The sequence below is a fragment of the Massilia sp. Root418 genome (genome assembly GCF_001425265.1).
In the GTDB taxonomy this organism is placed as follows: domain Bacteria; phylum Pseudomonadota; class Gammaproteobacteria; order Burkholderiales; family Burkholderiaceae_D; genus Rugamonas.
The window spans coordinates 622,626-643,712 of sequence record NZ_LMEC01000022.1; the positions used below are offsets into that span (position 1 = coordinate 622,626).

Sequence of the window (21,087 nt, forward strand, 5' to 3'; positions counted from 1 at the left end):
GAAGCGGAATATAAATATCGCTAAAGCGTCGCAAGCCGTATTGGTTGTTGCGACATGTTTATCAAAACCAGTATCAGGAGCTTGCGATGTCTTCCAACGACTACCTCTTCACCTCTGAATCCGTCTCCGAAGGCCACCCCGACAAGGTTGCCGACCAGATCTCCGACGCCATTCTCGACGCCATCCTGGCGCAAGACCCGAAAGCGCGCGTTGCCGCTGAAACCCTGTGCAATACCGGCCTGGTGGTGCTGGCAGGCGAGATCACCACGCACGCCAATGTCGATTATATTCAAGTGGCGCGCGAAACCATCAAGCGCATCGGCTACGACAACACCGACTACGGCATCGACTACCGCGGTTGCGCCGTGATGGTGTGCTACGACAAGCAGTCGCCGGACATCGCCCAGGGCGTGGACGAAGGCGCGGGCCTGGACCTGGACCAGGGCGCCGGCGACCAGGGCCTGATGTTCGGCTACGCCTGCGACGAAACCCCGGAACTGATGCCGGCCGCGATCTATTACTCGCACCGCCTGGTCGAGCGCCAGTCGCAGCTGCGCAAGGATGGCCGCCTGCCATGGCTGCGTCCGGACGCCAAATCGCAAGTCACGCTGCGCTACGTCGACGGCCGTCCGGTGTCGGTGGACACCGTGGTGCTGTCGACCCAGCACGCGCCGGAAGTGAGCCACAAGCAGATCGAAGAAGCGGTGATCGAAGAGATCATCAAGCCGGTGCTGCCGTCGGCCTGGCTGAAGGACACCAAATTCCTGGTCAACCCGACCGGCCGTTTCGTCATCGGCGGCCCGCAGGGCGACTGCGGCCTGACCGGCCGCAAGATCATCGTCGACACCTACGGCGGCGCAGCCCCGCACGGCGGCGGCGCCTTCTCCGGCAAGGATCCGTCCAAGGTTGACCGTTCCGCCGCCTACGCCGCGCGCTACGTGGCCAAGAACATCGTGGCCGCCGGCCTGGCGCGCCAGTGCCAGGTGCAGGTGTCGTACGCGATCGGCATCGCGCGCCCGATCAACATCACGGTCTACACCGAAGGCACCGGCGTGATTTCGGACGACGCCATCGCCAAGCTGGTGCTGGAGCACTTCGACCTGCGCCCGAAAGGCATCGTGCAGATGCTGGACCTGCTGCGCCCGATCTACCAGAAGACCGCGGCCTACGGCCACTTCGGCCGCGAAGAGCCGGAATTCAGCTGGGAGCGCACCGACAAGGTTGCCGCCCTGCGCGCCGCTGCCGGCCTGAACTAATGTTGTATCGCCGCCGTGTCTATCGACGCGGCGGTTTTTTCTGCTAGAATCCCTCTTCCGAGGAGCGCTGCGACCCGCCAGACAACACCAGGCAGGCCAGGCTCGGAATTCAACACCGCGCTCACGTTACTTTTTTCAACCATTGAAAGGAGGGCGTGATGAACGCCGTACTCAAATCCGCACAAGACTACATCATCGCTGACATCGGCCTGGCCGCATGGGGCGAAAAAGAAATCAAGATCGCTGAAACCGAAATGCCCGGCTTGATGGCCATCCGCGAAGAATTCGCGGCCGCGCAGCCATTGAAGGGCGCACGCATCACCGGTTCGCTGCACATGACCATCCAGACCGCCGTGCTGATCCGCACGCTGGAAGCGCTGGGCGCGCAAGTGCGCTGGGCCTCCTGCAACATCTACTCCACCCAGGACCACGCCGCCGCCGCCATCGCCGCCGCCGGCACCCCGGTGTTCGCCGTCAAGGGCGAGAACCTGGACGAATACTGGGAATACACCCACCGCATCTTCGAGTGGCCGGGCGAAGGCGTGTACTCCAACATGATCCTGGACGACGGCGGCGACGCCACCCTGCTGCTGCACCTGGGCACCCGCGCCGAAACCGACATCTCGGTGCTGGCCAACCCGGGTTCGGAAGAAGAAATCTGCCTGTTCAACTCGATCAAGGCCCACCTGGCGAAAGACGCCACCTGGTACTCCAAGCGCCTGCCGGCCATCCTGGGCGTGACCGAGGAAACCACCACCGGCGTGCACCGCCTGTACCAGATGCACAAGGAAGGCAAGCTGGCCTTCCCTGCGATCAACGTGAACGACTCCGTCACCAAGTCCAAGTTCGACAACCTGTACGGCTGCCGCGAATCGCTGGTGGACGGCATCAAGCGCGCCACCGACGTCATGATCGCCGGCAAGATCGCCGTCATCGCCGGCTATGGCGATGTAGGCAAGGGCTCGGCGCAAGCCATGCGCGCCCTGTCGGCGCAAGTGTGGGTGACCGAGATCGACCCGATCTGCGCGCTGCAGGCCGCGATGGAAGGCTACCGCGTGGTGACCATGGATTACGCTGCCGAACACGGCGACATCTTCGTCACCTGCACCGGCAACTACCACATCCTGACCGAACAGCACATGCTGGCCATGAAGGACCAGGCCATCGTCTGCAACATCGGCCACTTCGACAACGAGATCGACGTTGCCGCGCTGAAGAAGTACCAGTGGGAAAACATCAAGCCGCAAGTGGACCACGTGATCTTCCCGGACGGCAAGCGCATCATCCTGCTGGCCGAAGGCCGCCTGGTGAACCTGGGCTGCGGTACGGGCCACCCGTCGTACGTGATGTCGTCCTCGTTCGCCAACCAGACCATCGCCCAGATCGAACTGTTCGTGAACACCAAGGACTACCCGGTCGGCGTGTACGTGCTGCCGAAGCACCTGGACGAGAAGGTCGCCCGTTTGCAGCTGCGCAAGCTGAACGCGCAGCTGACCGAGCTGACCGAAGAGCAGGCCGCTTACATCAATGTGAAAAAAGAAGGCCCTTACAAGCCTGAGCACTACCGTTACTAAGCGGTTCGGCGGGTTACGCTACGCTAACCCGCCCTACGCGGCAACAACGATACACCGCAGGGCGGGTCAGGCCGCAGGCCGTCACCCGCCAGCTCCGTTGCGAGGCATATTTATGCGTTTGGTCCTTACCTGGTTAATCAATGCCGCGGCGCTGTTCGCCGTGCCCTACCTGATGCATTCCGTCGATGTCACAAGCATAGGCGCCGCCCTGATCGCAGCCTTAGTGCTGGGTCTGGTCAACACACTGATACGTCCGATACTGCTGCTGCTCACCCTGCCGGTGACCGTGCTGTCGCTGGGCCTGTTCATCCTGGTCATCAACGGCTTCATGTTCTGGATGGTGGCGCACTGGGTCGACGGCTTCCATGTCGACAGCTTCTGGGCTGCCATGGGGGGCGCCATTCTGTACAGTGTGATTTCCTGGGCTCTGTCCACCTTACTTCTGAAGAATGCCGATGGAAACCCATAATTTCAGTATCGAATTCTTTCCGCCCAAGACGGCGGAAGGAGCGGAAAAGCTGCGCGCCGTGCGCGCCAAGCTGTCCGAGCTGCATCCCAAGTATTTCTCCGTCACGTTCGGTGCCGGCGGCACCACCCAGACCGGCACGCTCGACACGGTGCGCGAGATCCTCGCCGCCGGCGAGGACGCCGCGCCCCACCTGTCCTGCGTGGGCGGCACGCGCGCATCGATCCGCGCCATCCTGAACGAATACAAGTCGCACGGCATCAAGCGCATCGTGGCGCTGCGCGGCGACCTGCCGAGCGGCTACGGCGCCTCGGGCGAATTCCGCTACGCCAATGAGCTGGTGGAATTCATCCGCGCCGAAACCGGCGACTGGTTCCACATCGAAGTGGCAGCCTACCCGGAAGTGCACCCGCAAGCGAAATCGCCGCAGGATGACCTGCTGGCCTTCGAGCGCAAGGTCAAGGCGGGCGCCAATGCCGCCATCACCCAGTACTTCTACAACGCCGACGCGTATTTCAATTTTGTCGAGCAGACCCAGAAGCTGGGCATCCAGGTGCCCATCGTGGCCGGCATCATGCCGATCACGAACTACACCCAGCTGATGCGTTTTTCCGACATGTGCGGCGCCGAGATCCCGCGCTGGGTGCGCCTGAAGCTGGCCAGCTTCGGCGACGACAGCGCCTCCATCAAAGCCTTCGGGCTGGACGTGGTGGGCAGCCTGTGCGAACGCCTGCTGGCGGGCGGCGCGCCCGGCCTGCACTTCTATAGCATGAACCAGGCCGCCGCCACCACGGCGCTGTGGCAGCGGCTGGTTTGAGGCCTTGGCGGGTTACGCTGCGCTAACCCGCCCTACGATGCGCCAGCAGCGCCGGTGATGCCGGCGACCCGGTGGCGCGTAGGGCGGGTTAGGCGGAGCCGTAACCCGCCAGCTCCGTCAACACCGCATCCAGCGCGATGTCGTGGCTATCATCCGGAAAGTCCGCCTGCAGGCACGAGTAGGCAATCCCCACCGTGGCCGGGCGCGGTTCCCGGGCCAGGGTGCGGTCATAAAATCCGCCGCCATAGCCCAGCCGGTAGCCATGCCGGTTATAGCCCAGGCAGGGCACCAGCAGCGCCGGCGGATACGGCGCCATGCGCAAGTCGGCCGGCACCGCCACCCCCATCGCATCCTTCACCATCGCCTCGCCGATCTGCCAGTGCGCGAATTCCAGCGCCGCATCCTTCCGCACCACCACCGGCAACAGCAGCCGCACGCCGCGCCGCGCCAGTTCCGCGTAAGCCGGGTGCAGGTCCGGCTCGTCGCGCAGCGGCCAGTACACGCCCAGCACGTCCACCTTGTTTTTTTGCTGCCACGCCAGCACCTGATCACATAGCGCCCGGTCCCACTGCGCACGCGTGTCCGCGCCGAGCGCGCGGCGCGTGGCCAGCATCTGCTTGCGCAGCGCCGTTTTCGGGTTGCCGCCCTCTGGCGGAGCTAGGGGCTGGGCTGGGTTGCGTGGTATTCTAGGGTCGCCGCTCATGTCTTGGGTCTGTCGTGAATTTTAGTGAGAGTCGTACATTGATTTCCCCGTTGAAATGGATTGCCGGCGTCATTGCAGGATGCGCCTTTGTCAGCCTGGTGCATGCCCAAGACGCTGGCGCGGACAACCGCAAAGAGGACGATGCCTTCCTGCTGCTGCGCGAAGCGGTGCGCAAGGACGAGACGCAAAAGGCCGAGTTCTACGCCGCCCGCCTGCCCAACTATTCCATTCCTTCCTATGTCGATTATTATCGGCTGAAATCGCACTGGCGTGACGCCACCACGTACGAGATCCGCGAATTCCTCAAGCGCTACGAGGGCAGCGCCATCGCCGACCGCCTGCGCAACGACTGGCTGCTGGAGCTGGGCCGCAAGAAGGACTGGCCCAATTTCGACGACCAGCTGCCGCTGTTCGTGCTCAACGACGACACCCAGGTCAAGTGCTACGCGCTGCAGTCGAAAGCGCTCAAGGGCCTGAAGGTGGCCGACGACGCGCGTGCCCTGCTGACTGCGCCCAACGGTTACGGCGAAGCATGCGCGGGCCTGATCGCCACCCTGTACCAGGCCGGCCAGTTTAGCGACGAGGACGTGTGGGCCCAGGTGCGCCTGTCGGGCGAATTCAACGCCACCGGCCAGGCGCGCCGCGCCATCATGCTGCTGGGCGGCGTGGACAAGAAAATCACGCAGGCGGTGGACCTGCCGCTGGTGGCCATCGCCAAGGGACCGGGCACGGGCCGCGTGGAACACGAGACCTTCCTGGTGGCGGTGGGCCGCGCCGCCAAGACCAGCATGAAGCTGGCCGTGCTGGCGCTGGAGAAGGCCGCGCCCAGGCTGAGCGCGCAGGAGCAGGCCATCGGCTGGGCCGCCATTGCGCTGCAGTCGTCCTACACGCTGGCGCCGGAAACCAGCGCCTACTGGCGCAAGTCCGAGGGTGCGCCGCTGTCGATCGACCAGCACCAGTGGAAGACCCGCATTGCGCTGCGCGACGGCGACTGGAAGCAGGTGAAAAAGAACATCGCCGCCATGCCCGAAGCGCTGCGCAGCGACCCGGCCTGGATCTACTGGCGCGCCCGCGCGCTGATGGCCGAATCGGCCGTGCCCGGGCAGCCCGCGCATGCCACGCCGGAAGCGGCCCAGCTGCTGCGCTCCATCTCGGACCAGGCCAGCTTCTACGGCCTGCTGGCGCAGGAAGAGCTGGGCCGGCTGATCTCCATCCCGCCGCCCGGCGCGCCGCTGGCGCCGGCCGAAGTGGCCGCTATCGCCGAGCGTCCCGGCTTCCAGCGCGCGCTGAAATTCTTCGGCATGCGGCTGCGCTTCGAGGGCACGCGCGAATGGAACTGGGAGCTGCGCAGCCTGGACGAGCGCGGCCACCTGGCCGCCGCCGAATTCGCGCGCCAGAACCATATCCTGGACCGCATGGTCAACACCTCGGACCGCACCCGCGTGCAGGTCGACTACACCCAGCGCTACCCCTCGCCGCACGACGACATCATGCATCCGGCCACGCAGACGCTGGGGCTGGACAAGGCCTGGGTGTACGGCATCATCCGCCAGGAGTCGCGCTTCATCATGGACGCGCAGTCGCACGCCGGCGCCTCCGGCCTGATGCAGGTCATGCCGTCCACCGCGCGCTGGGTGGCCAAGAAGATCGGCGTCACCGACTTCGTGCAGGACGCCATCACCGACGTCAAGACCAACATCATGCTGGGCACGAACTACATGAATATGGTGCTGGGGAATATGGACGGCTCGCAGGTGCTGGCCACGGCCGCCTACAACGCCGGGCCGGGCCGCCTGCGTTCCTGGCGCGCCACGCTGGACAAACCGATGGAAAGCGCGGTCTTCATCGAATCGATTCCTTATTTCGAAACCCGCGTCTACGTGAAAAACGTGATGTCCAACGCCACCTATTACGCCGCCCTGTTCGAGGGCCGTCCGCAATCGCTGAAGGCGCGCCTGGGCACGGTCGGGCCGAAAGGCTACACGGAGCAGGAACGCAACGAAGCCAGCTTCGGCGGCAAATAACCATTCAAACCTCGGGAACACACATGCAAAACACAGTACTGGATCCTACATTGACGCAAACCCTGGCCGCCGCCCGCGAGCCCGGCCTGACCCTGGTCATCGGCAACAAGAACTATTCCTCGTGGTCGATGCGCCCCTGGGTGGCGATGACCGCGTTCAATATCCCGTTCCAGGAAGTGCGCGTGCTGCTGGACCAGAACGATACCGCCACCAAGATCGCTGAATACTCGGCTTGCGGCCGGGTGCCGGTGCTGCTGGCGGGCGAGATGACGATCTGGGACAGCCTGGCCATCTGCGAATACCTGGCCGAGCAGTTCCCCGAAAAGCATATGTGGCCGCAGGACGTGGCCGCGCGCGCCATGGCGCGTTCGGTCTGCGCCGAGATGCATTCCGGCTTCGCCAGCCTGCGCAACTCGATGTCGATGAACGTCAAGGGCAGCTATCCCGGCAAGGGCCGCACGCCCGGCACCCAGGCCGACATCGGCCGCATCAGCGAAATCTGGGAAGAGTGCCTGAGCCGCTTTGGCCACCATGAATTCCTGTTCGGCGACTTCACCATCGCCGACGCCTACTACGCGCCGGTGGTGATGCGTTTCAAGACCTACGGCGTAGTGCTGCCGCCCGCGCTGAACGCCTACTGCGAACGCGTGCGCGCCCATCCCGCCGTGGCGCGCTGGATCAGCGAAGCGCTGGCCGAGACCGAAACCTGCCCGCTGCACGACGCGGAAATGCCGGACTAACGGTGACAAAGGGGATCGCGATGCGCATCTACGTCGTCGGCGGCGCCGTGCGCGATGAGCTGCTTGGGCTGCCCGTGCAGGACCACGACCACGTGGTGGTCGGCGCCACGCCGGAAGACATGGCGGCGCAGGGCTTCCGGGCGGTGGGCAAGGACTTCCCGGTGTTCCTGCATCCGAAGACGCAAGAGGAGTACGCGCTGGCCCGCACCGAGCGCAAGACCGCGCCCGGCTACAAGGGCTTCGTGTTCCACACCTCGCCCGAGGTGACCCTGGAGGAAGACCTGGTGCGGCGCGACCTCACCATCAACGCCATCGCCAAGGCCGAAGACGGCACGCTGACCGACCCCTTCAACGGCCGGCGCGACATCGAACAGCGCATCTTCCGCCACGTCTCCGACGCCTTTGCCGAAGACCCGGTGCGCATCCTGCGCGTGGCCCGCTTCGCCGCGCGCTACCCGGACTTCACGGTGGCGCCGGAAACCAATGCGCTGATGCGCCAGATGGTGGAGCAGGGCGAAGTGGACGCCCTGGTGGCCGAGCGCGTGTGGCAGGAGGTGTCGCGCGGGCTGATGGAACAGGCGCCGTCGCGCATGCTGCAGGTGCTGCGCGGCTGCGGCGCGCTGGCGCGCATCATGCCGGAACTGGACGCGCTGTGGGGTGTGCCGCAGCCGGAGGCGCACCATCCCGAAATCGACACCGGCGTCCACATGCAGCTGGTGGTGGACTACGCCGCTGCGCGCGGCCACGAGCTGCCGGTGCGCTTCGCCAGCCTGATGCACGACCTGGGCAAGGGCATCACGCCGCCGGACAAATGGCCTTCCCACCACGGCCATGAAGGCGACGGCGCCAGGCTGGTGGAGCAGCTGTGCAAGCGCCTGAAAGTGCCCAGCGAATGCCGCGACCTGGCCGTGATGACGGCGCGCGAACACGGCAACGTGGGCCGCGCGCTGCAGCTGCGCCCGAACACCATCGTGAAACTGCTGGAGCGCTGCGACGCCTTCCGCAAGCCGGCCCGCTTCACGCAGATGCTGCTGGCCACCGAATGCGATTCCTGCGGCCGCGAAGGCAACGGCGTGAGCTTCCGCGACAAGCCTTTCCCGCAGCTGGCCCACCTGGAAAAAGCGCTGGCCGCCGCGCGCGGCGTCAACGCCGGCGAAATCGCCCAGCGCACCGCCGACCATCCGCAGCGCATACCGGAGATGGTGCACCGCGCCCGCGTCGGCGCCGTGCGCGCCGCGCTGGGCGTCGCCGACGGCACCACGGAGGTCGAGGATGACTAGGCTGAACATGTTCCGCAATCCGCTGCGGCGCTGGCTGAAGGGCAGCAAGTACCGCCCGACCGTGATGGTCAAGGAGCTGGCCGAGCGCGACCGGCGGCGCATGCTGAAGCACTTCCTGGCACTGGAAAAGCCCGACCGCCTGCTGCGCTTCGGTTCCTACCTGGGCGACGAGCAGGTGACCAAATACGTGCAGGCCATCGATTTTTCGCGCGACATGGTGTTCGGGGTCTACAACCGGGTGTTCAAGCTGGTGGCCGTGGGCCACCTGGCGTTCGCGCCCAAGGAAGCCAAGCAGTCGGCCACCGAGAAGGAGCAGGTGGCGGAATTCGGCGTGTCGGTGTCGAAGTCGGCGCGCGGGCTGGGCATCGGCTCCAAGCTGTTCGAGCGCGCCSCCATCCACTGCCGCAACAGCGACGTCGACACGCTGTACATGCACTGCCTGTCGTCCAACCAGACCATGATGCATATCGCCAAAAAGGCCGGCATGCAGATCCACCGCGACTACGGCGAAGCGGACGCCTACCTCAAGCTGGAGGTGGCCAACCCGGCCAGCATGCTGCAGGAGGCCGTGGAGGAGCAGGTGGCCACGCTGGACTACGCCATCAAGGCCAACACCCGCGCCGCCGTGAAATGGCTCGACAAGCTGCCGGGCCGCAAAAAACAGGAAAAATAGACCCGACAGCGGCGCTTACACCAGCGGCAGCGCGGTGGTGTCCTTCACGCGCTGCAGGGCGAAGCTGGATTTCACGTCCAGCACGGCCGGGTGGCGCAGCAGGGTCGCCATCATGAAGCGCGAGAAGTGGTCCATGTCTTCCACGTGCACGCGCAGCAGGTAGTCCATTTCCCCCGTCATGGCGTAGCAGGCCACCACTTCCGGCCACTGTTCCACAGCCACCGCGAAGTCGGCGCGCGGCGAGGTGCCGCTGGGGTTCACGCCCAGCGCGCGCGCGGTGCTATGGTTGGCGGCAGCCGCGTCGCTGTGCTTTTCCAGCCGCACGTTCACGTAGGCCAGCAGGCCCAGGCCGATCTTGTCCGGGTCCAGCAGCGCCACGTACTGGCGGATCACGCCTTCCTCTTCCAGGCGCTTGATGCGGCGCAGGCAGGGCGATGGCGACAGGCTGACCTGTTCCGCCACGTCCTGGTTGGACAGGCGGCCGTCGTTTTGCAAAATTGACAGAATCTTACGGTCGGTTTTATCGAGCGCAATCTTGGTCATAAATCCCTCTTTTGGTCAGGTTACAAGCAATATTATTGCGCAAATCCCGGGTGCCCGGGAATTGTTCGCAATTTAATGCTGCCTCCTGAGGACTATACTGGGCGGAAAATAAGCACAGGAGACACGCATGAAATTCGAGTCCTGGGACAACCCCATGGGTACCGATGGTTTTGAGTTTGTCGAATACGCCGCGCCGGACCCCAAGGCCCTGGGCGCGCTGTTCGAGAGCATGGGTTTTACCGCCATCGCCCGCCACCGCCACAAGGATGTCACCCTGTACCGCCAGGGCGAGATCAACTTCATCATCAACGCCGAGCAGGACTCGTTCGCGCAGCGCTTCGCGCGCCAGCACGGCCCGTCCGTGTGCGCCATCGCGATCCGGGTTGACGATGCCGCCTACGCCTACCAGCGCGCGCTGGAACTGGGCGCCTGGGGCTTCGACAACAAGACCGGCCCGATGGAGCTGAACATCCCCGCCATCAAGGGCGTGGGCGATTCGCTGCTGTACTTCGTGGACCGCTGGCGCGGCAAGAATGCCGCCAGCGGCGTGCCTGCGGGCGCCATCGGCGACATCAGCATCTACGATGTGGACTTCGTCGCCATTCCCGGCGCGGTGGCCAACCCGGTCGGCAATGGCCTGACCTATATCGACCACCTCACCCACAATGTGCACCGCGGCCGCATGAAGGAATGGGCGTCGTTCTACGAGAACCTGTTCAACTTCCGCGAAATCCGCTACTTCGACATTGAAGGCAAGCTCACCGGCCTGAAGTCGAAAGCCATGACTTCGCCGTGCGGCAAGATCCGCATCCCGATCAACGAATCGTCGGACGACAAATCGCAGATCGCCGAATACCTGGACGCCTACCATGGCGAAGGTATCCAGCACATCGCGCTGGGCACGGACGATATCTACCAGTCGATCCAGGCCATGCGCGACACCGGCATCGTGTTCCAGGACACCATCGAGACCTATTACGAGCTGGTCAACCGCCGCCTGCCGCACCACGGCGAGAACCTGGAAGAGCTGCGCCGGCTGCGCATCCTGATCGACGGCCACAGCACCGAAAACGAGCGCGAGCTGCTGCTGCAGATTTTCACGCAGAATGTAATCGGCCCGATCTTCTTCGAGATCATCCAGCGCAAGGGCGACCAGGGCTTCGGCGAAGGCAACTTCCGCGCGCTGTTCGAGTCCATCGAGCTGGACCAGATCAAGCGCGGCGTGCTGAAAGACGACAAGGCGGCGGTATGATTCGGCGGGTTACGCGCGGTGCGCTAACCCGCCCTACACACCACGCACCACGCAACACCTGCGCAAGCGTACATTCGTACATTCGTACATTCGTAGGGCGGGTTAGCGGCAAAGCCGCGTAACCCGCCACAGCTCCGCCAGCGCCGCACAGAACGGCGCACCGGACCCGAGAAATAGTGGAGACAACACATGAACGCACCAGTCAAAGATTCCCATCTGGAATCCGGTAAGCCAGCGCAAGACATTTCGCTGGACGACAAATGGACCCTGGAGCGCGGCCGCGCCTTCATGACCGGCACCCAGGCGCTGATCCGCCTGCCCATGATGCAGCGCGAGCGCGACCTGAAAGCGGGCCTGAACACGGCCGGCTACATCACCGGCTACCGCGGCTCGCCGGTCACCAGCGTCGACATGACGGCCATGAAGGCCAAGAAATACCTGGACGAACACCACGTCAAGTTCCACCCCGGCATGAACGAAGACCTGGCGGCTACCGCCGTCTGGGGCACCCAGCAGACCAACCTGTTCGAGGACGCCAAGTACGACGGCGTGTTCTCCATGTGGTACGGCAAGGGCCCCGGCGTGGACCGCTGCGGCGACGTCTTCAAGCACGCCAACAACGCCGGCTCCGCCAAGCACGGCGGCGTGCTGGTGCTGGCCGGCGACGACCACGCCGCCAAATCCTCCTCCACCGCGCACCAGTCCGACCACATCCTGAACGCCTGCGGCATCCCGGTGCTCTACCCGTCCTCGGTGCAGGAATACATCGACTACGGCCTGCACGCCTGGGCCATGAGCCGCTACACGGGTCTATGGGTGTCCATGAAATGCGTGACCGACATCATCGAATCGGGCGCCGTGGTCGACTTCGACCCGGACCGGGTGCAGATCCAGCTGCCGACCGACTTCGAGCTGCCGGCCGGCGGCCTGAACATCCGCTGGCCGGACACCGTGCTGGACATGGAAGTGCGCATGAACAGCTACAAGTGGTACGCCGCGCTGGCTTACTGCCGTGCCAACAAGCTGAACAAGATCATCTGGGATTCGCCCAAGCCCAAGATCGGCATCATCACCGCCGGCAAGTCCTACCTCGACACGCGCCAGGCGCTGGCCGACCTGGGCATCGACGAGCAGGCCGCCGCCGACATCGGCATCCGCCTGTACAAGATCGGCATGACCTGGCCGCTGGAAGCGGACGGCGTGCACGAATTCGCCAAGGGCCTGGACGAGATCCTGGTGGTGGAAGAGAAGCGCCAGATCCTGGAATACGCGCTCAAGGAAGAGCTGTACAACCTGCCGGACGGCCAGCGTCCGCGCGTGGTCGGCAAGTTCGACGACACCGGCGAGTGGAGCAACAAGGGCAAGACCGGCCACGGCGACTGGCTGCTGCCGGCCACGTACGAGCTGAACCCGGCGCAGATCGCGCGCGCCATCGCCTCGCGCCTCGCGCACTACTGCGCCGGCCATCCCGTCGCCAGGCGCGTGCAGGAGCGCATCGCCTTCCTGGAAGCGAAAGAGCTGGCGCTGAAAAACCTGCCGCTGAAAGCCAACCCGGAAACCGACCGCACGCCGTTCTTCTGCTCCGGCTGCCCGCACAATTCCTCTACCAAGGTGCCGGAAGGCTCGCGCGCGCTGGCCGGCATCGGCTGCCACTACATGGTGCTGTGGATGGACCGCGAAACGTCCACCTTCACCCACATGGGCGCGGAAGGCGTGACCTGGGTCGGCCAGGCGCCGTTCACCAACGAGAAGCACGTGTTCACCAACCTGGGCGACGGCACCTACTTCCACTCCGGCATCCTGGCGATCCGCGCGGCGGTGGCGGCCAAGGTGAACATCACCTACAAGATCCTGTTCAACGACGCCGTCGCCATGACCGGCGGCCAGGCCTTCGACGGTCCGCTCGATCCCGGCATGATTTCGCGCCAGATCGCGGCCGAAGGCGTGACGCCGATTATCGTCGTCACCGACGAACCGGACAAATACCCGGACGATTACAAGTGGGCCGAGGGCGTCACCGTGCGCCACCGCTCCGAGCTGATGGACGTGCAGCGCGAACTGCGCGACATGCCCGGCGTCTCGGCCATGATTTACGACCAGACCTGCGCCTCCGAGAAGCGCCGCCGCCGCAAGCGCAACGAATATCCTGATCCGGCCAAGCGCGCCGTGATCAACGAAGCCGTGTGCGAAGGCTGCGGCGACTGCTCGGTGCAGTCGAACTGCCTGTCGGTGGAGCCGCTGGAAACGGAACTGGGCCGCAAGCGCCAGATCAACCAGTCCTCCTGCAACAAGGACTTCTCCTGCACCACCGGCTTCTGCCCGTCCTTCGTGACAGTGGAAGGCGGCGCGCTGAAGAAGCCGAAGAAGGCCGCAGCCGGCGACATGGCCATGCCGCCGCTGCCGTCGCCCGCGCTGCAGTCTACCGCCGAGCCGTACGGCATCCTGATCACCGGCATCGGCGGCACCGGGGTGGTCACCGTGGGCCAGATCCTGGCCATGGCCGCGCACGTGGAAGGCAAGGGCGCCGTGGTGCTGGACATGAGCGGCCTGGCGCAGAAGGGCGGCCCGGTCATGTCGCACGTGCGCCTGGCGGACAGGCAGTCCGACCTGCACTCCACCCGCGTGGGCACCGGCGCGGCCAATCTCGTGATCGGCTGCGACCAGATCGTCACCGCCAGCCGCGATGCGCTGTCGCGCATGGGCGAAGGCCGCACCTGGGCCGCGGTCAACTCCACCGGCGCCACCACGGCGGCCTTCGTGAAGAACCCCGACTGGCAATTCCCGGGCGCCAGTTCGCAGAGCGAAATCATGCGCGCCTGCGGTGCGGACCGCGTGGAGTTCGTCGACGCCGGGCAGATCGCCACCGCGCTGATGGGCGACTCCATCGCCACCAATATGTTCATGCTGGGCTACGCCTTCCAGAAGGGGCAAGTGCCGCTGACGGAAGCGTCGCTGCTCAAGGCAATTGAGCTGAACGGCGTCTCGGTCGGCTTCAACAAGACCGCCTTCAACTGGGGCCGCACCGCCGCGCACGACCTCGGCCTGGTCACGAAAATGACCACGCCCGCCAAGGTGATCGAGTTCAAGCGCACCCAATCGCTGGACGACATCATCAACCGCCGCGTGGAACTGCTGACCGCCTACCAGGACGCCGCCTATGCCGCCAGGTACAAGGAATTCGTGGACCACGTGCGCGCCGAAGAGGGCAAGCTGGGCAACAAACAGCTGCGCCTGACCGAAGCGGTGGCGCGCTACTTCTACAAGCTGATGGCCTACAAGGACGAATACGAAGTAGCGCGCCTGTACACCGACCCGGCCTTCAAGGAAAAGGTGGCCAATATGTTCGAAGGCGACTACCAGCTCAAGTTCCACCTGGCGCCGCCGCTGCTGGCCAAGACCGACGCCGAAGGGCACCTGGTCAAGCAGCAGTTCGGCCCGTGGATGATGAAAGCCTTCGGCGTGCTGGCCAAGCTGAAGGGCTTGCGCGGCACCGCGCTGGACATCTTCGGCTATACCGAAGAGCGCAAGATGGAGCGCGCCCTGATTGCCGACTACCGCAGCACGGTGGCCGGCCTGCTTGGCAAGCTCAGCGCCGACAACCTGGCGCAGGCGGTGGCCATCGCCAGTATCCCGGAAGACATCCGCGGCTACGGCCACGTCAAGGAGCGCCACCTGAAAGCGGCCAAAGCCAAGGAAGCCAGCCTGCTGGCAGCCTACAACGCCCCCGCCGCCGCCCACCACGCAGCCTGAGGTCGCTCCCCCGAAAATGGGGTCAGGGTTAATTATTCGGGAAATATTTCCCGAATAATTAACCCTGACCCCATTTTTTTTGGTTGCAATTCGTTGCACTTCGGCGAGTGAAGGGCGTTGCTTGCCGACTATAATCGCGTGATGACTTCTTTCCCAGCCAAGGCCCTTGCCGTGATGTTGCTCGCCGGTCTGGCCGGCTGCGGCAGTAGTGAATATCATCCCGCAGAAACGCCTCCTCCGGTGACGCCGGAACCGCCGGTGACCCCGCCGGTGGTCGAGCCCCCGGTCACGCCGCCCGTAACGCCCGAGCCTCCCGTCACGCCGCCGCCGGTCACGCCTGAGCCCCCGATTACTCCTCCGATTACCCCCCCGGTGACCCCGACGCTGCCGCCGGTCGTTCTAATCTGGAACCACTGCGAGAAACCGCGCGGGCCTGGCTATCCGGATGTACAAGGCACGCTGGAGGATGAGCGCACCTTCTTGCGCCTGTTTACTGAGGAAACATATCTCTGGTACAAGGAAGTGCCGACCGACTTGGTGCCGGGCAATTATGCCAACCCTGTCGACTATTTCAACGTCCTGAAAACGCCGCTGCTGACCCCGGGAGGCCGGCCCAAGGACCGTTTCCATTTCAGTTACCCGACCGCGAAATGGGAGGAAATGTCGAAGGGAGGCAACCTGGGCTATGGGACGCATTGGGCACAGAACGGTGCGGTACCGCGTATCTGGCGCCTGGCGACCGTGGAGCCGGGGTCGGCGGCGGACAAGGCGGGCCTGCGGCGCGGCGATCAGCTGATGAAGGTCAACGGCGAGGACTTCGTCAACGGTACCGGCGCTGAACTGGTAGCAAGGTTTAACGCGGCGCTGTTTCCTGTGAAGGCGGGCGAGCAGCACAAGCTGACCGTGCAGCGCGGCGCGCAGATAGTGGAGGCCAGCATGACCTCGGCTGTCGTGATGGAGACGCCCGTACGCGGCGTGTCGGTGCTTGATACACCCACCGGCAAAGTCGGTTACCTGTTGTTCAGCGACCATATTGGCGCGTCGGAAAACATGCTGATCAAGGCCATCACGCAGCTCAAGGATGCCGGTGTCGTCGATCTGGTGCTGGACATGCGCTACAACGGCGGCGGCCAACTGAACATCGCCAGCGAGCTGGCTTATATGGTCGCCGGGCCGGCACAGACTGCCGGCCAGACGTTCGAGCTCACCACGGGCAACGACAAGATGAAACCAAAGTCACCGCTGCTGTTCAAAAGCACGGCGGTTGGCTATACCGCGCCGGACCCCGCCAAGCCGGGGCAAGCGCTGCCGTCGCTGAACCTGAAGCGCGTAAGCATGCTGACCAGCGCCGGCACCTGTTCGGCCAGCGAGTCGCTGATCAACGGCTTGCGCGGCATCGGCGTGGAAGTGAACCTGATCGGCGAACAAACCTGCGGCAAGCCCTACGCGTTCACGCCGCAGCAGAATTGCGGCGTCACCTATTTCACCATCCAGTACCAGGGCGTTAACGCCAAGGGCTTTGGCGACTACGCGGATGGCTTCGCGCCGACCTGCCGCGTGGCTGACGACTTTGGGCGCGACCTGGGCGACCCCGCCGAAGGCCAGCTGTCGGCCGCTTTGCAGCACCGCAGCAGCGGCAGCTGCCCGGCAATGGCGCAGGGGACGCTCATCCGCTCCAGCGCCGCCGCGCCCGCGTTGGTGCCGGTGCGCCCTATGGGTAAAGAGATTTCCATTATCGGTCTATAATTTCCGGCTGTTGCATTCCCTTGGCGCATGCCACCTAACTGCCGGAGTTCCGATACATGAAACGTAGTGCCTTGCTGCTCGCCCTTGCCGCCGCCTTGCCCCTGGCCCACGCCGCCGCGCCCACCTCCCTGGTCACTGTCTCGGAGCGCTCCGGCTTCCAGCAGACCGGCCGCTACGAGGAGGTGCAGCAGCTGTGCAAAGCCTTCCAGCAGGCCTATCCCAAGCAGGTGCGCTGCTTCGAATTCGGCCGCACGCCGGAAGGCCGGCCGATGCTGGCGCTGGCCGTGTCGCGCACCGGCGCGCTGACGGCGGAACAGGCAAAACAGCGCGGCCTGCCGGTGCTGCTGGTGCAGGGCGGCATCCACGCCGGCGAGATCGACGGCAAGGACGCCGGCTTCCTGGCCCTGCGCGAAGCGCTGGAAGGCAAGGCAGCCCCGGGTGCGCTGGACAAGCAGGTGCTGCTGTTTGTGCCGGTGTTTAACGTCGACGGCCACGAGCGCTTCGGCGAGTGGAACCGTCCCAACCAGCGCGGCCCGGCCGCCATGGGCTGGCGCACGACGGCGCAGAACTACAACCTGAACCGCGACTACGTGAAGGCCGACGCGCCGGAAATGCAGGCCATGCTGGCGCTGGTGAACGCCTGGGACCCGCTGGCCTATATCGACCTGCACGTCACCGACGGCGCCAAGTTCCAGCCGGACGTGTCGATCCAGGTGGAGCCGGTGCACGGCGGCGACGCGGCCCTGATGCCGGCCGGCGTGGCGCTGCGCGACGCGGTGATGGACGACTTGCGCAAGCAGGGCTCCGATCCCAAGCACTTCTACATTTCCTTCGCCAAGACCGATGATCCGCAGTCCGGCTTCGAGGACAGCATGGCTGCGCCGCGTTTCTCCACCGGCTACTTCCCGTTGCGTAACCGCTTCGCCATGCTGGTGGAAACCCATTCGTGGAAGGACTATCCGACCCGCGTGCGCATCACGCGCAACACCATCGTGTCGCTGCTGTCGCAGGTGGCCCAGCACGGCGCCGAGTGGCGCAAGCTCGCGCAGGAGGCGGACGCGCGCGCGCTCAACCTGGGCAACCAGCTAGTGCCGCTCAGCTACCGCACCACCGACCGCACGAAGATGATCCAGTTCGCCGGCTACGAATATACGCGCACGCCGTCCGACGTGTCCGGCGCGCTGTGGACCCGCTACGACGAGAGCAAGCCGCAGACCTGGACCGTGCCGCTGCGCGACGAGGTGGTGCCCAACCTGCAGGTGGCGGCGCCGGCCGGCGGCTACCTGGTGCCGGCCGCGCAGGCCTCCATGGTGGCCGCAAAGCTGAAGCAGCACGGGATTGCCTACAAGGTGCTGGACGCGGACCTGGGCAAGGTGGAGGTGGAGGCCTTCCGCGCCGAGAAAACCAAGTTCGGCGCGCAGTCCTTTGAAGGCCATCAGGCGCTGGCGGTGGAGGGCGCGTGGCAGAAGGAGGCGCGCGAGGTGGGCAAGGGCGCGCTGTTCGTGCCCATCGCCCAGGCCAGGTCGCGCCTGGTGATGACCATGCTGGAGCCGGAAAGCGCGGACTCGCTGCTGGCCTGGGGTGTCTTCAACAACGCCTTCGAGCGCAAGGAGTACATGGAAGAATACGTGGCCGAAGAAGTGGCGCGCGAGCAGCTGAAGGACCCGGCCGTGGCGGCCGAGTTCAAGCGCAAGCTGGCCGATCCTGCGTTCGCTGCCAGCGCCGCGCAGCGCCTGGAATTCTTCGCCCGCCGCCACCCATCGTGGGACGAGCGCTTCAAGCTGTACCCCGTGCTGCGCAGCGCCGTGGTGCGCTGAGCGCGGCGGCGCGCGCCAGCGGCACCAGCCTTGTGTCAGGGCACCTGCTTCGGCAGCGCGTACGCCATGACATAGTCGCCCGCCTTGGTGCCGGTCGAGCCGTGCCCGCCGGCGGCCACCACGATGTATTGGCGGCCGTCCACGCTATAGCTGACCGGCGTGGCCTGCCCGCCGGCCGGCAGGCGGCCCTGCCATAGCTGCTTGCCGGTGGCGCTGTCGTAGGCGCGCAGGTAGTTGTCCATGGTGCCGGACAGGAAGCCCACGCCGCCCGCAGTCAGCAGTGGGCCGCCCAGGCTGGGCACGCCCATCCTGAACGGCAGCGGCAGCGGCGACAAGTCGCGCACCGTGCCGTTGCGGTGCTGCCATACCACCCTGCCGGTGCGCAGTTCGGCGCCCGCCACGTAGCCCCACGGCGGCTGCTGGCACGGTATGCCCAGCGGCGACGTGAACGGCTCGAGCTTCACCGCGAACGGCGCCCCCAGGTTTTCGTTCAGTTTCGGCAGCATGCCGTGCGGCGGGGCATTGCCCTGCACCAGCAGCGCGGTGTCATTGCTGCGCGGGACCAGGCGCGAGGTGAAGGCCAGATACACCGGCGTGGCAAACACCATCTGCCGGACCGGATCGACCGCCACGCCGCCCCAGTTGAACACGCCGAAATTGCCTGGATAGATCAGTGATCCCTGCACCGACGGCGGCGTGTAGCGTCCCTCGTAGCGCAGGCGCTTGAGCGCGATGCGGCAGTACAGCTGGTCGAACGGCGTACCGCCCCACATGTGTTTGCCCTGCAGCGGCGGCGGATCGAAGGACAGCGCCGACAGCGGCTGCGTGGGCGCAGTGCTGTCGCCCGCCGCGGCGCCCTGCGGGGCGGCCGTTTCGTGCACCGGCAGCAGCGGCTGGCCGGTGCGCCTGTCCAGCACGAACAGCTCGCCCTGCTTGGTCGGCTGCACCAGGGCCGGGACGGTGGCGCCGCCGATGGCCAGGTCCACCAGGGTGGGCTGGGCCGGCACGTCGTAGTCCCACAGGTCGTGATGGACAGTCTGGAACACCCAGCGCAGCTTGCCACTGTCCAGGTCGAGCGCCACCACCGACGAGGAATGCCGCTCCACCTCGGGCGAGCGGCGCCCGCCCCACTGGTCCGGCGGCTGGTTCCCCATCGGCAGGTAGACCAGGTTGAGCGTCTCGTCCACGCTGGCGACCGACCAGCTGTTGGGCGAATTCGGCGTGTACGTCTGTCCCGGCGCAATGGGCGCGGTGGCGTCCGGCCTGGCCGAATCCCAGTTCCACACCAGCGCTCCGCTGTCGATGTCGTAGGCGCGGATGACGCCCGACTGCTCGTGCGTCGAGGCGTTGTCGAGCACGGTGCCGCCGATGATCACGTACTTGCTGGTGACCACCGGCGGCGACGTGGCGTAGTAGGCGCCGGGCTGGACGTTCGGCATGCCGGCCCACAGGTCGACCTGTCCGCGCTTGCCGAAGGCCGGGCACAGCACGCCCGTGTCCGGGTCCAGCGCCAGCAGGCGGCCGTCGGCGGTAGGCATGAAGAGTTTGGCGGCAGGGGCCGGCCGATGCTGCGGACGTGGCGGACGCTGCCTGGGCCGGGCGCGGCGGCTGGTAGGACAGGCCCCGGCAGGTCAGGTGCTGCAGCGCCAGGCCGGTGCTTTCCATGGCCGTGTAGCGCCACAGCTGCTTGCCGCTGGCCGCGTCCAGCGCGATCACGGACTGGTGCGGCGTGCACAGGAACAGCCGGCTGCCGATTTTCAGCGGCGCCACTTCAAACGTGGTTTCGACCGGGTCGCCGGGCCGGCCGCGCACGTCGCCGGTGCGGAATTGCCATGCCGGTTCCAAGCGGGCCGCGTTGGCAGGCGTGATCTGCGCCAGCGGCGAATAACGCTGGCCATAGCCGGTGCGGCCGTAGGCGTGCCAGTCGCCGTCTGGCACGGGCGTTGTCGGAGATGCGGCAGATGCGGAAGTTGCTCCTGATGCTGCCGGTGCGGCGGCGCTGGGAGCGTTGACAGCGGCGACGGCAAAGTTGCCTTCGCGCAGGTGCGGATCGCTGGCCATCGCGGCCAGCGAGACCAGCGCGGTTGCGGCCTCCACTGCCAGCAGCGCTTGCCAACCGCGCCTGCGCAGCGCCGGCTTTGCGCGCTCGCGGTCCAGCCGCCGGGTGATCCATGGCGTCAGCAGCACGGCGCCGGCGACAAACAGCAGGTCCAGGCGCGGCACCAGCGGCCACCAGTCCAGGCCGGATTCCCACAGCGCCCAGGCCAGCGTTGCCGCCAGCAGCGCAGCGTGCAGCCAGAGCGCAAAGGCGGAGCGCAGGCACAGCGCCAGGCCGGTGGCCAGCAAAACCAGGCCCGCGCCGAAGTAATACCCACTGCCGCCCAGCGACAGCAGCCAGAGGCCCCCGCCACCGAGTGCCAGGCCGGCCAGCATCAGCAGCGCGCCG

At 65.8% G+C, this 21,087-nt stretch carries 14 protein-coding genes, 1 pseudogene and 1 riboswitch; of the genes and pseudogenes, 12 read left to right on the forward strand and 3 right to left on the reverse strand.

Going from position 1 to position 21,087, the window contains the following annotated elements; translation table 11 throughout:
• The first annotated feature begins 86 nt into the window (after window positions 1–86).
• From metK to metF, 4 genes are all read left to right on the forward strand, one after another.
• Window positions 87–1,256: a methionine adenosyltransferase gene (gene metK, locus ASC94_RS23350; RefSeq protein ID WP_056401337.1), complete on the forward strand. Its 1,170-nt coding sequence runs from the start codon at window positions 87–89 to the stop codon at window positions 1,254–1,256.
• 53 nt (window positions 1,257–1,309) lie between these two features.
• A riboswitch (S-adenosyl-L-homocysteine riboswitch) is annotated at window positions 1,310–1,386 on the forward strand.
• 28 nt (window positions 1,387–1,414) lie between these two features.
• On the forward strand, window positions 1,415–2,830 hold the full coding sequence (gene ahcY, locus ASC94_RS23355; protein WP_056401343.1) for an adenosylhomocysteinase: 1,416 nt from the start codon (window positions 1,415–1,417) through the stop codon (window positions 2,828–2,830).
• A 112-nt stretch (window positions 2,831–2,942) separates the two neighbouring features.
• Complete coding sequence (locus ASC94_RS23360) at window positions 2,943–3,299, forward strand: phage holin family protein (protein ID WP_056401346.1); 357 nt, start codon at window positions 2,943–2,945, stop codon at window positions 3,297–3,299.
• A complete protein-coding gene (metF, locus tag ASC94_RS23365) occupies window positions 3,286–4,113 on the forward strand; it encodes a methylenetetrahydrofolate reductase [NAD(P)H] (protein WP_056401349.1) in 828 nt (275 codons plus the stop codon). The genes ASC94_RS23360 and metF overlap by 14 nt, the downstream gene beginning before the upstream one ends.
• An 88-nt stretch (window positions 4,114–4,201) precedes the next feature.
• Here the strand turns inward: metF and ASC94_RS23370 are convergent, their stop codons facing one another.
• The gene (locus ASC94_RS23370; RefSeq protein ID WP_082616773.1) at window positions 4,202–4,816 is read right to left on the reverse strand and encodes a 5-formyltetrahydrofolate cyclo-ligase; all 615 of its coding nucleotides are present in this window, start codon (window positions 4,814–4,816) and stop codon (window positions 4,202–4,204) included.
• 38 nt (window positions 4,817–4,854) lie between these two features.
• Between ASC94_RS23370 and ASC94_RS23375 the strand changes: the two genes are divergently transcribed.
• From ASC94_RS23375 to ASC94_RS23390, 4 genes are read left to right on the forward strand one after another with little or no spacing between them, the layout of a single operon-like run.
• Window positions 4,855–6,840 (forward strand): lytic transglycosylase domain-containing protein, encoded by a 1,986-nt coding sequence (locus ASC94_RS23375; protein ID WP_056401356.1) that lies wholly within the window; start codon window positions 4,855–4,857, stop codon window positions 6,838–6,840.
• 23 nt (window positions 6,841–6,863) lie between these two features.
• Window positions 6,864–7,580, forward strand: a complete 717-nt coding sequence (locus ASC94_RS23380) for a glutathione S-transferase family protein (RefSeq protein ID WP_056401359.1) — start codon at window positions 6,864–6,866, stop codon at window positions 7,578–7,580.
• Between the two features lie 20 nt (window positions 7,581–7,600).
• A complete protein-coding gene (locus ASC94_RS23385) occupies window positions 7,601–8,860 on the forward strand; it encodes a multifunctional CCA addition/repair protein (RefSeq protein ID WP_056401362.1) in 1,260 nt (419 codons plus the stop codon).
• The gene (locus ASC94_RS23390; protein WP_056401365.1) at window positions 8,853–9,533 is read left to right on the forward strand and encodes a GNAT family N-acetyltransferase; all 681 of its coding nucleotides are present in this window, start codon (window positions 8,853–8,855) and stop codon (window positions 9,531–9,533) included. Before ASC94_RS23385 ends, ASC94_RS23390 begins: the two co-directional genes overlap by 8 nt.
• A 15-nt stretch (window positions 9,534–9,548) precedes the next feature.
• Here the strand turns inward: ASC94_RS23390 and ASC94_RS23395 are convergent, their stop codons facing one another.
• Window positions 9,549–10,076: an Lrp/AsnC family transcriptional regulator gene (locus ASC94_RS23395; RefSeq protein WP_056401368.1), complete on the reverse strand. Its 528-nt coding sequence runs from the start codon at window positions 10,074–10,076 to the stop codon at window positions 9,549–9,551.
• 127 nt (window positions 10,077–10,203) lie between these two features.
• Here ASC94_RS23395 and hppD point away from each other — a divergent pair, with 127 nt between their 5' ends.
• The 4 genes from hppD to ASC94_RS23415 all read left to right on the forward strand — a co-directional run bounded on the left by hppD (window position 10,204) and on the right by ASC94_RS23415 (window position 18,641).
• Window positions 10,204–11,328, forward strand: coding sequence for a 4-hydroxyphenylpyruvate dioxygenase (gene hppD, locus ASC94_RS23400; protein ID WP_056401370.1), 1,125 nt, complete (start codon window positions 10,204–10,206; stop codon window positions 11,326–11,328).
• 189 nt (window positions 11,329–11,517) lie between these two features.
• On the forward strand, window positions 11,518–15,078 hold the full coding sequence (locus ASC94_RS23405; RefSeq protein WP_056401373.1) for an indolepyruvate ferredoxin oxidoreductase family protein: 3,561 nt from the start codon (window positions 11,518–11,520) through the stop codon (window positions 15,076–15,078).
• 141 nt (window positions 15,079–15,219) lie between these two features.
• The gene (locus tag ASC94_RS23410; protein WP_157201553.1) at window positions 15,220–16,824 is read left to right on the forward strand and encodes a S41 family peptidase; all 1,605 of its coding nucleotides are present in this window, start codon (window positions 15,220–15,222) and stop codon (window positions 16,822–16,824) included.
• 56 nt (window positions 16,825–16,880) lie between these two features.
• On the forward strand, window positions 16,881–18,641 hold the full coding sequence (locus ASC94_RS23415; protein WP_056401380.1) for a M14 family metallopeptidase: 1,761 nt from the start codon (window positions 16,881–16,883) through the stop codon (window positions 18,639–18,641).
• 35 nt (window positions 18,642–18,676) lie between these two features.
• Here the strand turns inward: ASC94_RS23415 and ASC94_RS23420 are convergent.
• Window positions 18,677–21,074 (reverse strand): annotated as a pseudogene (locus ASC94_RS23420) (membrane-bound PQQ-dependent dehydrogenase, glucose/quinate/shikimate family).
• Between the last annotated feature and the right edge of the window lie 13 nt (window positions 21,075–21,087).